Here is a 13123-nt window from a genome sequence, read left to right as displayed (position 1 = left end):
ATGCTCGAAGCTCAACCCAACCTTCCCGAGATCGTTTACCCCGACCTTCCGGTCTCGGCCCGGCGCGATGAGATCGCGGCGGCCATCCGCGACCACCAGGTCGTGATCGTCGCGGGTGAAACCGGTTCGGGTAAGACGACGCAGCTGCCCAAAATCTGCCTCGAGCTTGGCCGCACCGCCATTGGCCACACCCAGCCGCGCCGCATCGCGGCACGCACGATCGCCGAGCGCATTGCCGAAGAGCTCGGCACTGAGATTGGCGATCTCGTCGGCTACCAGGTGCGCTTCACCGATCAATCGAGCAAGAACACGCGCATCAAGTTGATGACCGACGGCATCCTGCTCGCCGAGCTTCGCCGCGACCGGCTGCTGGGGCGCTACGACACGATCATCATCGATGAGGCCCACGAGCGCAGCCTCAACGTCGACTTCCTCCTCGGCTATCTCAAACAGCTCCTGCCGAAGCGCCCCGATCTCAAGGTGATCATCACCTCGGCGACGATCGACCCCGAGTCGTTCGCGGCGCACTTTGCCGATGCCAAGGGCATCCCGGCACCGATCATTGAGGTCTCGGGTCGTACCTACCCAGTCGAGATTCGCTACCGACCGCTCGTGGGCGACCGCACGGCGACTGACGATGACGATTTTGACGACGAGGATGCGTCGCCACCGAAACAGCCGAGCGTCCAGTCAAGCGTTCAACCACAGCGTCAGCGGCACGCCCGGGGACTGCGCCACCAGGCCCGTGCGGCCGCCGCCGAGCAACAGGCCGATCGCGATCTCTTCGAGGGCATCACCCAGGCGCTGCAAGAACTCGAGGCTGAAGCGCCCGGCGATGTGCTCGTCTTCCTCCCCGGTGAGCGTGAGATTCGCGATGCCGAAGAGGCGATTCGTGGCAGCCTCACCGGCCGCAGACGCGATGACACCGAGGTCCTCCCCCTCTATGGCCGCCTCAGCGCCCGCGACCAGCATCGGGTGTTTGAGCGCGGACGTGCCGCGGGCATCCGTCGTCGTGTCGTCCTCGCCACGAACGTTGCCGAGACCTCGCTCACGGTGCCGGGCATCGCCTATGTCATCGACGCTGGCCTCGCCCGCATCTCACGCTATTCCACTCGTGCGAAGGTGCAGCGGCTGCCAATTGAGGCGATCAGCCAGGCCTCGGCAAACCAGCGCTCGGGCCGAAGCGGCCGCACCCGCGATGGCATCGCCATCCGCCTCTACAGCGAAGAAGACTTCGAGCGCCGTCCCGAATTCACCGACCCCGAGATTCTGCGCACGAACCTCGCGAGCGTGCTCCTGCAGATGGTGTCGCTCGGCCTCGGCGCCATCGACCGCTTCCCCTTCCTCACGCCGCCCGATCCGCGCGGAGTGAAAGACGGCGTTGAACTCCTGCGTGAACTTGGCGCCATTCGCGCGAAGCCGGCCCGCGATGGTAGCCCCCAGCTCACGCAGATTGGTCGGCAGCTCGCGCAACTGCCGATCGAGCCGCGGTTTGCGAGGATGCTGCTTGCTGCGCAAGAGCTCGGGGTCGGCCGCGAGGTGCTCATCATTGTCGCCGGGCTCACGGTGCAAGACCTGCGCGAGCGACCGCTTGACCACCGCCAGCACGCGGATGAGTTGCACTCGCGTTTCCGCGACCCGTCGAGCGATTTTCTCTCGCTCGTGAAGCTCTGGGACTACCTCGATGAGATCGGCGACGAACTCTCGTCGAGCGCTTTCCGCCGCCGTATGAAGGCCGAGTACCTCAACTTCGTGCGCTATCGCGAGTGGCAAGATCTCGTGCGCCAGTTGCGCGAGGTCGCGCGTCCGCTCGGCATCGAAACCGGCAAGCGCACCGGTGGTGCCGCCGACCCGGATGCGGTGCACAAGGCCCTGCTCACGGGCCTGCTCAGCCACATCGGCATTCGTGATGAGCTCAAGCGCGACTACCAGGGTGCCCGCAACACGCGCTTCCGCATCTTCCCAGGCTCGGGGCTCGCGAAGGCGCAACCGGATGGGGTGATGGCCGCCGAACTCGTCGAAACCTCGGCGCTGTTCGCCCGCACCGTCGCGAAGATCGACCCGGCTTGGGCCGAGCAGCTTGCGGGTGATCTTGCGAAGCGTCGGCATGCCGAGCCCCATTGGGAACGCAAGCAGGGCCAGGCCGTCGCGAGCGAAACCGTCACGCTCTACGGTGTGCCGATCGTGCGCAATCGCCGCGTTGGTTTCGCGACAATCGACCCGGCCTGGAGCCGCGATCTGTTCATCCGCCATGCCCTCATCGAGGGCGACTGGACCGCGAACTACCCCTTTGACCGCCGCAATAAGCAATTGCGCCGCCAGGTCGAAGAGCTCGAAGAGCGTACTCGTCAGCGCGGTCGCATTGCCGATAGTGAGGAGCTCTTCGAATTCTTCGACGAGCGCCTCCCCGACGAGGTCGTCTCGCAGCCGAGCTTCGATCGCTGGTGGCGCGAGGCGTCGAAGCATCAGCCCGACCTCCTCACACTCACTCGCGCCGATCTCCTTGGCGAAGATAATGACAGCGGCGATGAGGCTGAGTTCCCGCGCGAGTGGCGCCAGGGCGATCAGCGACTGAAGCTGCGCTACAAGTTCGATCCGCACGCTCACGATGATGGAGTGACGGCGCTCGTGCCGCTGCCGCTCCTCGCGCGCCTCGACCCGGTGGGCTTCGATTGGGGCGTGCCGGGGATGCGCGCGGAGCTCGTGACGGCGCTCCTCAAGTCGCTACCGAAATCGACCCGGCGTAACTTCGTGCCGGCGGCGGATTGGGCGCGGAAGCTCCTCGCCGAGGTTGGCGAAGTGCGGCCCGATCGCGGTGAGTCGGTGCCGGGCCCGCTCACCGAGACCCTGCACGGACACATGCAGCGTGCTGCGGGCATCCGCTTTGACGCGGCCGAGTTCGATCTCGACCGGGTGCCGGCGCATCTGCGGATGCGCTTCCGCGTCGTCGGCGACGACGGTCGCGAACTCGGAGCGGGCGAAGATCTCGAAGCGCTGCAGTTGAAGCTCAAGCGGGCAAGCGAGGCCTCACTCGCCCGGGCGACGGCCGTGGGGCTTGCCGTTGAAGAAGCCGCGGCACCGAAGCGTGGCCGCGCGACTGCGGAACCGGAAGCAGAGGCCGCAGGCCCGGTCACCGAGCAGCGCGATCTCCAGGGTTGGCCTGAAGTTCCGACCGACGAGATCCCCGCATCCTTCGACCTTCGACGCAAGCACGGCGTGATTCGCGCCTACCCGTCGTTGCGTCTTGCCGACCCGGCACATCCGGGCACCTCAAAGGTCGATCTCGTGCTCGCGACGACCGCAGACGACCAGACCCGCGAGCATCCGCGTGCCGTCGCCACCCTGCTCGCGCGCGCCGTGCCCTCCCCCGCGAGCTATGTGCAGGCGCACCTCACGGCTGCCGAGAAGCTCTCACTTGCCGCGAGTCCCTACCGCTCAACCGATGCGCTCCTCGCCGATGTGCTCGTGGCGCTCGCGGTCGAGGCGTTGCCAGACGAGCCCGTGCGCACCCGCGCCGAGTTCGAAGCCCTGCGGGACCGCTTCAATGCCGGGCTCGTGGATGCGATGTTCGACACCGTGAAGCTCGTCGCCCAGGTGCTCGCGGCGCATCGCGGGGCGGCCGTCGCGCTCAAGGGCGGCAATGCGCTCGCGCATCTCGGTTCGCTCTCGGATGCGCGGGCACAGCTCGATGCCCTCGTATTCGATGGCTTCGTGTCACGCACCGGCATTGAACGGTTGGGCCATCTGCCTCGCTATCTGCGCGCGGTGACGCACCGTCTCGAGCGGCTCGGCCAGAGCGCTGCGCTTGAGCGGGCGGGGATGCTCGAGCTGACCACGGCGTTGCAGCTCTACGCGGATGCGGGCGGCACCTTCCCGACGGCACCGAACGATGCTGAGGCGCTCGTGCGGGCACGGTGGTTGCTCGAAGAATTGCGCGTGAGCCTGTTTGCGCAGCAGCTCGGCACGGCCGAGTCGGTGTCGCTCAAACGCATCCGCACGGCGCTCGCGCAGTAGTGCACTGGTGTCCTGAGTAGTGCACTCTCATCTCCTATTCAATTCAAACGAATACATTTAAGGGCGTTCACCGAAACGAGAGATCGGAGCGCCCACAGATGAAGGCATGGCAGTTCAACGGCACCCACAAGCCCTTTACTCGCGTTGAGATTGATGAGCCGACCGCTGGCCCCGGCAAGGTCGTCGTCGACGTCAAGGCCGCGGGTCTTTGCCACTCGGATGTGGGCATCCTCGAAGACGAGAAGTGGCTCGCCTTCACGAAGGTGCCGATTGTTCCCGGCCACGAAACCGCCGGTGTGATCTCGGAAGTTGGCGAGGGCGTGACCGAGTGGCAGGTCGGTGATCGCGTCGCCGTCTGGCCCATGCTCGGCCCCTTTGGCTACGGCGTCAACGGCGGTTGGGAAGCCCGCGCCGAGGCTGAAACCGAGCAGCTTGTGCGCATCCCCGAGGGCCTGAGTTTCGAGAAGGCTGCGGCCGCGACTGACGCGGGGATGACCTCGGCCGGTGCCGTGTTCGGCAAGGGCGAGGTCAAGGCGGGCATGAAGGTCGGCATCATCGGCTTCGGTGGCCTCGGCCAGATCGGCGCCCGCCTCGCGCACCTCGAGGGCGCTGAGGTCTACGTCGCTGAGGTAAAGGAAGACGTGTGGGAGACCGCGAAGGCGCAGGGCGCCGTCAAGGTCGCCAAGTCGATCACCGAGTTCAAAGACGACAACCTCGACGTCATCATCGACTTTGCGGGCTTCGGCACCACCACGAACGAAGCGATTCAGACCGTGAAGTTCCAGGGCAAGGTGGTGCTTGTCGGCATGGGCCGCCTCGAGGCGACCATCGACACTAACCCGATGATCCTTGGCCAGGTCACCCTCGTGGGTTCGAACGGTGGCTCGAAGGACGACATCGCCATGGTCATGAAGTGGATGGCCTCGGGCGAGCTTGAACCCACCATCACCATGATCGACTTCGAAGAGATTGCCGATGGCGTGAAGATGCTCGAAGAGGGCAAGGTCACCGGTCGTCTCGTCGCCAAGGTTGCTGACTAGAAATTCCTGGTTGGTCGAGTAGGCCGCAGGCCATGTCGAGACCACCGCATCACACAACAAGAAGGAGTTTTCACATGAAGGCATGGATGTTCCACACGACCCACCAGCCGTTCGAGCGGGTGGAAATTGACGAACCGACCGCCGGTCCCGGCAAGGTCGTCGTCGACGTCAAGGCGGCGGGTCTCTGCCACTCTGACGTCGGCATCCTCGAAGACGAGAAGTGGCTCGCGAACATGACCCCGCCCGTGGTGCCCGGCCACGAGACCGCCGGCGTCATCTCTGAGGTTGGCGAAGGCGTGACCGAGTGGCAGGTCGGCGACCGCGTCGCCGTTTGGCCGATGATCGGTCCGTTCGGTTACAACGTCAACGGCGGCTGGGAAGCCCGCGCCGAGGCTGACGCCGAGCAGCTCGTGCGCATTCCCGAGGGTGTCAGCTACGAGCAGGCGGCGGCCGCGACCGACGCTGGGATGACCTCGTCGGGCGCCGTGTTCGGCACCGGTGGTGCGAAGGCTGGCGACAAGGTCGGCATCATCGGCTTCGGTGGCCTCGGCCAGATCGGCGCCCGTCTTGCTGCCCTCGAGGGCTGCGAGGTCTACGTCGCCGAAGTGAAGGAAGACGTCTGGGATGCGGCGAAGGAAGCTGGCGCCGTCAAGGTCGCCAAGTCGATCGACGAATTCAAGGACGACCAGCTCGATGTGATCATCGACTTCGCCGGCTTTGGCACCACGACCGCCGCTGCGGTTGAGACGGTGAAGTTCGGCGGCAAGGTCGTGCAGGTGGGGATGGGCCGCCTTGAGGCGACCATCAACACCTATGCGCTGATCCTCGGCAAGGTGCAGCTGCTCGGTTCGATGGGTGGCGAGAAGAGCGATATCGAACGCGTCCTCAAGTGGATGGCGACCGGCGACCTCACCCCGCAGATCACCATGATCGACTTCGAAGAGATTGCCGACGGCATCAAGATGCTCGAAGAGGGCAAGGTGTCGGGCCGTCTCGTCGCGAAGGTCGCTGACTAGCACCTGATCCCGATATGGCCTGCGGCCTACTCGATCAACCAGTCTTGGCTGGCCGAGTAGGCCGTAGGCGCGTATCGAGGTCACCGCGCCCGGTTCCGCCTAAACTCTCCTGCGTGAATGAACGCATTGAAATCGTGCCGGTTGCCTGGGATGACCCGCGAGCTGAGGCCCTCCGGGCCGAGTTCATGGCCGATATGGATGCGATCTACGGGGACACTCCGCCTAAATACCACGGCTTCTTCTCGACCGAGAATGTCGAGGTGTTCGGTAGTTGGCTTGCGCTCGTCGACGGCGAACCCGCCGGTCACGTCGCGCTCATGAGCCTCGGCATCCCTCAGCCGGATGCATTGGAGTTGCGCCGCTTGCACGTCCGGCCCGAGTTTCGCCGCCGGGGCCTCGCGCGGAAGCTCATCGACGCCGTCGTCGAAGGTGCCCGTGAACAGGGTGCCGCCCGGCTCCTCCTCGAGTGCGGTGTGCGTCAGCCCGAGGCCGCCGCGCTCTACCCCGCCTACGGTTTTGAACGCATCCCGAACTTCCCGCCGTTCGATCGCAAGCCGGAACAGCTCTGTTTCGGGCTCGTGCTCTAGCTGCGTCTCCTAGGCTGAACCGCATGACGCTGACCATCGAGTCGATCCGCCGCTACCCCGTGAAGTCGATGGGCGGCGAGGCGCTCGAGCGGGTGCCCATCACCTCCCGCGGACTCGAGGGTGACCGCGGTTGGGCGGTCGTTGATGCTGACGGCAAGTTTGCTTCGGGCAAGAATTCGACTCGGATGCGACGCTATGACGCGGTCTTTGACTTCACGGCGCGCACCGGCAGCGATGGCGAGGTGCTCGTCGCACCGCACGCAGATGCATCCGCGGAACGCGCTGCCGGAGACCCAGCACTCAACGCGACGCTGAGCGATGCGTTCGGCACCGCAGTGTCGCTCGAGCAAGAGTCGTATGTCACCCTCCCCGGCAACTTTTTTGATGAGGGTGCCATCTCGCTCGTCGGCACCGCGACACTCGAGTGGGCCGAACGCGAACTCGGCGCAACCACCGCGGCACGGCGCTTGCGTGCGAATCTCGTCGTGAGCACATCCGAGCCGTTCGAAGAAGAAACCTGGCTGGGACGGCGAGTGCGCATCGGTGAGGTCGAGGTAGTCGTCGAGAAGCCGATCCCCCGCTGCCGCATGGTCGATCTCGCGCAAGATGGCGTCGCCGAGCCGGCAAAGTTTCTCAAGGGGCTCGCCGCGACGCGCGAGATGCGGCTCGCGATGTACTGCCGACCGAAGTTGCTGGGCAGCATCCGGGTGGGCGACCGGGTGGAAGTGCGCTGAAGGGTAAGGGTCTCGATACGCGCTTCGCGCTACTCGACCAACCAAAAGGCTGCGCGCTACTCGACCAATGAAAACACTTCGCTCCTACTCGACCAACCAGTTGTGGCTGGTCGAGTAGGAGCGAAGCGACGTATCGAGACCCGCCTCGTCTACAGCACCTTCGAGAGGAAGTCCTTCGTGCGCTGGTGCTGCGGGGCGTCGAAGAGCACCTTCGGGTCACCCTGCTCCACCACAACGCCCTCGGCCATGAACACCACGCGGTCGGCAACCTCGCGCGCGAAGCCCATCTCGTGGGTGACGAGCACCATGGTCATCCCCGAGGCCGCGAGGTCGCGAATCACCTGGAGCACTTCGCCGACCATTTCGGGGTCGAGCGCCGAGGTGGCCTCATCGAAGAGCATGATGTCGGGTGACATGGCGAGCGCACGAGCGATCGCCACACGCTGCTTCTGACCGCCCGAGAGCTGCGCGGGGCGAGCATCCGCCTTTTCACCGAGTCCAACGCGATCGAGGAGTTCCTGCGCGCGGGTGCGTGCATCCGCTTTCGAGAGTTTGCGCAGTTCGGTGGGTGCGAGCGCGACGTTTTCGAGCACGGTCATGTTCGGGAACAGGTTGAAGTGCTGGAAGACCATGCCGATCTTCTGGCGCACCTTATCGAGGTTGGTGCCGGTCGCCGGTGCGATGTTCACGCCGTCGATGAGCACCTCGCCGCTCGTGACCTCTTCGAGGCGGTTGAGGCAACGCAGCAGCGTTGACTTACCCGAACCCGAAGGGCCAATCACAGCGACAACTTCGCCGTTCGCGACCTCGAGGTCGATGCCCTTGAGCACCTCGTTCTTGCCGAACGATTTGTGGAGGTCTTTGACCTGGATGGGGGCGCCACTGCGCGTCGCAACGGGCGCGGTGAAGACGGGGTCAGTGGAGGGTTTGTTCGTCATCTTCTTGTCCCTACTTGTTGAACTTGCGGTCGAACCAGTTCGACAGGAGCGTGAGCAGCCAGATCACGATGAAGTAGATCACGCCGACGACGATCCAGATTTCGAACGAGCGGAAGGTCGAGGCGATGATGATGCGGCCCTGGTAGGTGAGTTCGGCGAAGCCGAGCACCGAGAGCAGCGACGTGTCCTTCAGCGTGATGATGAACTGGTTGATGAGGTTCGGCGTCATGATCTTGAACGCCTGCGGCAGAATCACCTTCTGCATCGACTTGCCCCAGCCAAGGCCGAGCGAGCGTGCGGCTTCCATTTGACCGGTGTCGACCGATTGCACACCACCGCGCACGATCTCGGTGATGTACGCACCCGCGTTGAGCGAGAGCGTGATCACACCGGCGGTAAGTGCATCGAGGGTGACGCCGGTGACGGCGGGCACACCGAAGTAGAAGAAGAACGCCTGCACCAGCACCGGGGTGCCGCGGAAGATGTTCACGTAGGCCGAAGCGAGTCCGCGCACGAGCCAGTTGTTCGACAGCTTGAGGATGCCGAAGAACAGACCCAGGATCATCGCGAAGAAGATCGAGAGCGCGGTGGCGATGAGCGTGAAGCCAAGACCCTGCATGAGCGCGGGCATGGATGCAGCGAGCAGGCCAAAGAAGCCTGTGTTCGACTCGGCCTGCTCGGCCTTGAGGTAGCGGTCGACGATGGTCTGGTAGACGCCGGTGTCCTTGGCGTTCTGCAGACCCTCGTTGAACATCGTCAGCAGGTCTTGGTTCTGGCCCTTGAGTACGGCGAAACCGTAGGATGCGCCGGGCTCGGGATCGGTGACCGTCTTGAGCGGCACATTGCCGCTGGCGATACCGAACTGGAGCACCGGGTAGTCCTCGAAGGCGGCGACCGAGTTGCCGGTGGCGACATCGTTGTACATATCGGCCGAGTCGCTGAACGAGTTGACGGTGAAGCCGTGTTCGGCGGCGAGCTCGTTCGCAAACGCGGCACCCTCGGTACCGGTCTTGACCGCGACGGTCTTGCCGGCGAGGTCGGCGTAGCTGGCGATATCGGTGTTCTCGACCGAAACGGCCATCTGAATACCCGAGTCGAAGTACGGCTCCGAGAAGTCGAAGACCTGCTTGCGTTCATCCGTGATCGACATACCGGCAATGACACCGGCGGCCTGACCCGATTGCACGGCCTGGAGCGCAGCGTCGAAGCCGAGCGGCTGGATCTGCACCTCAAAGCCCTGGTTCGCGGCAATCGCGTTGATGAGGTCCATATCGATGCCGACGAGCTGGCCGTCCTTCTGGTATTCGAAGGGGGCGAAGGTGGTGTCGGTGGCGATGATGAAGGTGCCGTTGGTCTTCGGGGTGTCGACCGCGAAGTTCGGGTTCGTGGGCAGGGTGCCCGGGCCGTCGTCGCTGAGCTTCTCGTTGCCGAGGGCGGCCTGGCCGTAGCCGATCGACTGCGCGTCGGGGGCGTTCTCGCCGAGGTAGTCGTCGAGGATCGCCTGGTAGGTGCCGTCGGCGATGAGGTTCTTGAGGCCCTCGTTGAACTGCGTGAGCAGCTCGTCGTTCGCGCCCTTCTTCACGCCCATGCCGTAGCTCGAGGCCTGGGTCTGCGGGGTGACTGTCTTGAGCTTCACATTGCCGGTGGCAATGCCGTAGGCGAGGATCGGGTAGTCGTCGAACACGGCCACCGAGTTGCCGGTGGTAACGTCGGTGTAGGCGTCAGCAGCATCCTGGAAACCGGTGACGGTGAAGCCGTGCTGTTCGGCGAGCTTCTGCGCGAAGTCGTAGCCTTCGGTGCCGTTCTTGGCCGAGACCTTCTGGCCGGCGAGGTCTTCGTAGCTCTTGATCGTCTCGTTGTTCTCGGCGATCGCCATCTGGATGCCCGAGTCGAAATACGGGTTCGAGAAGTCGAAGATCTGCTTGCGTTCGTCGGTGATCGACATGCCTGCCATGACGGCGTCGGCCTGGCCGGCCTGGACGGCCGCGAGGGCGCCGTCGAAGCCGAGGACCTTGATGTCGACGCTGAAGCCCTGGTTTTCGGCGATGGCGTTGATGAGGTCGATGTCGATACCGCGCAGCTCGCCGTCGCGTTCGAATTCGAACGGCGCCCACGTGGTGTCGGTGGCGATCGTGTAGGTCTTGCCCTGGGCTTGGTTCGTGCCGGTGATCGCGTGGGCGGCGCTGACGGCGCCACCGATGGTCATCAGCAGGATGAGGAGCACGGCAAACATCGACAGGATTGTCGAGCGACTCGCGCGCCATCGTTCAAGCCGGTGTTGGAAAGCGGACATGAAGGGTCCCTTTCGGTCGTCGGAAAACATTGTTCGCGCGGCTATGCGCGAACAAAGGTGCGACGCAAGGGTACTCCGATGCTGGGGTTTGGACGTTAGCCAACTGGGAATACGGTGCGAGTTGTTATCGCAACGTACTCCCAGTGGCCATTTGTCCGGGCCTGCGCGCGTTACTTCGCGACGGGCATCCCGGCTGCGGCCCAGCCTCCGAAGCTGCCCTCGACTTCGGCGACCTCATAGCCGAGTGAGCGCAGGGCGTTGCTCGCGACGGCGGCGCGGGCGCCCGATTGGCAGTAGATGAGGATAGTGCCGTCGTTCGGCAGCTGCTCACGGCTCCAGAGCAGGCGGCCCGCGTGGAGTTGGGTTGAGCCCGGGATGTGACCGGCGTTGTGCTCGCTGCGGGCGCGAACATCGAGGAACGCGGCGCGTTCGAAGGTGCTGACGTCGTCGTGCGCCACGATCGTGGGGACGAAGGTCTCGAGACCTTCAATGCTCGGGATGAACCCCACGACGTTGTCGATACCGACGCGCACGAGGTGATCCCAGATGCGGGTGGCGTCGTCAACGTTCTCAGCGAGGAGGACGAGACCCCGGGCATCCATTTCTGGATCGAGTGCCCACGAACCCTGCGTTGCAATCGGGCCGCGGCCGGGGATGACGATCGAGCCGCGCACGGTTTGCTCGCGGATTTCGGGCGCCGGGCGCGTGTCAACGAAGACGAGCTCGTCGGCGTCGATGCCCCGCTGCACCTGGGCGGCGGTGAGTTCTTGCGGGGTTTCGCGCGGGCCCATGACGGCCGGGCCCTGGCGGTTTTGGCGCTTCATGCGGCCGAAGTAATAGGGGGCGTCGGGTTGGCCGTCGAGGAGTTCGTCGATGAAGCCCTGCTCGTCGTTGCTCTCGAGGTACTTGCCCCACCAGGCGAAGCGGCGCTCGTAGCCGACCGTGGTCGAGGGCAGCGCACCGAGGGCCTTGCCGCAGGCCGATCCTGCGCCGTGGCCTGGGAAAACCTGCACGTGGTCGGGCAGGGTGAGGAACTTGTCGCGGAGACTCTCAAATTGCTGCTTGGCGCCGAGGAAGCGGGTGTCGACGCCACCGGCGGCCTCGTCGAGGAGGTCGGGTCGGCCGAGGTCGCCCGAGAACACGAAGTCGCCGGTGAGGAAGTAGCCGGGTTCGTCGGCGAAGGCACCGTCAGTGACGAGATAACTGAGGTGCTCAGGCGTGTGGCCGGGGGTGTGCACCGCGGTGATGGTGATGTTGCCGAGGGTGATGGTGTCGCCATCGTGGAGTCGCACGGCGTCGAAGTCGTACTGCCAATCGGTGCCGCCCTCCCCCGAGACGTACGGGGTTGCGCCCGTGGCGTCGGCGATCTCGCGGGTGCCCGAGAGGTAGTCGGCGTGGATATGCGTCTCGGCGGCGGCGACGATGCGCATCCCGTTTTTCGCGGCGAGATCAAGGAACGGCTGGATGTCGCGGCGGCCGTCGATGACGATCGCCTCGTTCTTGGCCTGGCAGCCGATGAAATAGGCCGCCTGCGCGAGGTCTTCGTCGTAGATGCGCTCGATGAGCATGAATGGCTCCGATTCTTCGTGCGGGGCGTGGAGGGTGCGATTGAGCATACCCCTAGGGGTATCTGGATGCAAGGGATGCGGTGAGGGCGCCGAGCTGTTGTTGGGCGCCGCGGAAGTGTCGGAGGCTCGTGGTCTGATGATTCTGACGCCGACGACTGAGAGCTTGATCGATCTGGCTTTTCCACAGGCGTCGCCGGAAATGTCGGAGGCTCATGTTCGAATGATTTCGTCGCGGAGATGCGCAGGAATGCTCGTGAATCGGAGGTGATGTGGCGTGAGTAATGCAGTGGTTCAGCGGCCGAGCGTGAGCTCCCCCGCGTCGCGGGAGCGCCGTGCCCACTTCATCGAGCGCATCAAGTACGCGCGGCGGATGCAGGCCCACTTCGCCGCGAATGAGTCGGCCTTGTTGCGGCTCGCGTTCGACCAGTGCGTTGAGGAGACTGGCGGTCCCGGCTCTGATTTCTTTGATCTTGAGTACCGCTCGATGCTGTTCGAGATCGGCATCGAGACAAATACGAGCGACCGGTCGGTGAATCGCGATGTCGACCAGGCCTGGAACCTCTTCGAGCACTACCGCAAGACGGCACGCGCCTGGCGTTCGGGTGACCTCGCGCGGCGTCACGTCGAGGTGATCATCAAGTGCGGTGACCCGATTGTTGATGACGAGGTACGTGCCGAGTACGAGCGACTCGTGCTCGAGTACGCGCGCGAGAACACACCGGCGCGAACCGAGTCGTATGCGCGTCGTGTGGCCGCCGAACTTGACCCTGAGGTGATTGCCGCCCGTCAACAGCGAGCACGTCGCGAGCGTAGCGTGCGGGTTCGCGATCTCGACGATGGGATGTCGCAGCTCGTTGCCGAGATTGATTCGGCCTGCGCGCATGCGATTTTTGAGGCTCTTCGCAGTTGAGGGTGTAGTCGAGGGTCGGCGGC

Annotated in this window: 9 protein-coding genes; 6 read left to right on the top strand and 3 right to left on the bottom strand. The window is 64.6% G+C overall.

All coding sequences use genetic code 11. The features are described 5' to 3' along the window. The 5 genes from hrpA to EG850_RS08400 all read left to right on the top strand — a co-directional run bounded on the left by hrpA (position 1) and on the right by EG850_RS08400 (position 7391). The gene (gene hrpA / locus EG850_RS08420) at positions 1 to 4014 is read left to right on the top strand and encodes an ATP-dependent RNA helicase HrpA (protein ID WP_124972472.1); all 4014 of its coding nucleotides are present in this window, start codon (positions 1 to 3) and stop codon (positions 4012 to 4014) included. A 98-nt stretch (positions 4015 to 4112) separates the two neighbouring features. Further along, on the top strand, positions 4113 to 5054 hold the full coding sequence (locus EG850_RS08415) for a zinc-binding dehydrogenase (protein ID WP_124972470.1): 942 nt from the start codon (positions 4113 to 4115) through the stop codon (positions 5052 to 5054). A 74-nt stretch (positions 5055 to 5128) separates the two neighbouring features. Beyond that, complete coding sequence (locus tag EG850_RS08410; protein ID WP_124972468.1) at positions 5129 to 6070, top strand: zinc-binding dehydrogenase; 942 nt, start codon at positions 5129 to 5131, stop codon at positions 6068 to 6070. Positions 6071 to 6183: 113 nt separating this feature from the next. After that, on the top strand, positions 6184 to 6657 hold the full coding sequence (locus tag EG850_RS08405; protein WP_185715000.1) for a GNAT family N-acetyltransferase: 474 nt from the start codon (positions 6184 to 6186) through the stop codon (positions 6655 to 6657). Between the two features lie 23 nt (positions 6658 to 6680). Further along, positions 6681 to 7391: an MOSC domain-containing protein gene (locus tag EG850_RS08400; RefSeq protein ID WP_124972464.1), complete on the top strand. Its 711-nt coding sequence runs from the start codon at positions 6681 to 6683 to the stop codon at positions 7389 to 7391. A 149-nt stretch (positions 7392 to 7540) separates the two neighbouring features. Here the strand turns inward: EG850_RS08400 and EG850_RS08395 are convergent, their stop codons facing one another. From EG850_RS08395 to EG850_RS08385, 3 genes are all read right to left on the bottom strand, one after another. Next, positions 7541 to 8329 carry an amino acid ABC transporter ATP-binding protein gene (locus EG850_RS08395; RefSeq protein ID WP_124972463.1) on the bottom strand — a complete coding sequence of 263 codons (789 nt, stop codon included), beginning with the start codon at positions 8327 to 8329 and terminating at the stop codon, positions 7541 to 7543. A gap of 10 nt (positions 8330 to 8339) precedes the next feature. After that, the gene (locus EG850_RS08390) at positions 8340 to 10622 is read right to left on the bottom strand and encodes an amino acid ABC transporter substrate-binding protein/permease (protein WP_124972462.1); all 2283 of its coding nucleotides are present in this window, start codon (positions 10620 to 10622) and stop codon (positions 8340 to 8342) included. Positions 10623 to 10792: 170 nt separating this feature from the next. Further along, complete coding sequence (locus tag EG850_RS08385) at positions 10793 to 12190, bottom strand: MBL fold metallo-hydrolase (RefSeq protein ID WP_124972684.1); 1398 nt, start codon at positions 12188 to 12190, stop codon at positions 10793 to 10795. Positions 12191 to 12464: 274 nt separating this feature from the next. On the opposite strand from EG850_RS08385, the gene EG850_RS08380 reads away from it, so the two are divergent. After that, a complete protein-coding gene (locus EG850_RS08380) occupies positions 12465 to 13100 on the top strand; it encodes a DUF222 domain-containing protein (RefSeq protein ID WP_124972461.1) in 636 nt (211 codons plus the stop codon). The last annotated feature ends 23 nt before the right edge of the window (positions 13101 to 13123 follow it).

It is taken from the genome of Gulosibacter macacae (assembly GCF_003865375.1).
Classification (GTDB): Bacteria; Actinomycetota; Actinomycetes; order Actinomycetales; family Microbacteriaceae; genus Gulosibacter; species Gulosibacter macacae.
The sequence above is the reverse complement of the archived record's forward strand: the minus strand, read 5'-3'. Positions and strand labels throughout refer to the sequence as shown.

Coding starts and splice junctions, on each gene's coding strand:
- hrpA (WP_124972472.1), top strand. CDS start 1: ATGCTCGAAGCTCAACCCAACCTTCCCGAGATCGTTTACCCCGACCTT.
- EG850_RS08400 (WP_124972464.1), top strand. CDS start 6,681: ATGACGCTGACCATCGAGTCGATCCGCCGCTACCCCGTGAAGTCGATG.
- EG850_RS08410 (WP_124972468.1), top strand. CDS start 5,129: ATGAAGGCATGGATGTTCCACACGACCCACCAGCCGTTCGAGCGGGTG.
- EG850_RS08415 (WP_124972470.1), top strand. CDS start 4,113: ATGAAGGCATGGCAGTTCAACGGCACCCACAAGCCCTTTACTCGCGTT.
- EG850_RS08385 (WP_124972684.1), bottom strand. CDS start 12,190: ATGCTCATCGAGCGCATCTACGACGAAGACCTCGCGCAGGCGGCCTAT.
- EG850_RS08390 (WP_124972462.1), bottom strand. CDS start 10,622: ATGTCCGCTTTCCAACACCGGCTTGAACGATGGCGCGCGAGTCGCTCG.
- EG850_RS08395 (WP_124972463.1), bottom strand. CDS start 8,329: ATGACGAACAAACCCTCCACTGACCCCGTCTTCACCGCGCCCGTTGCG.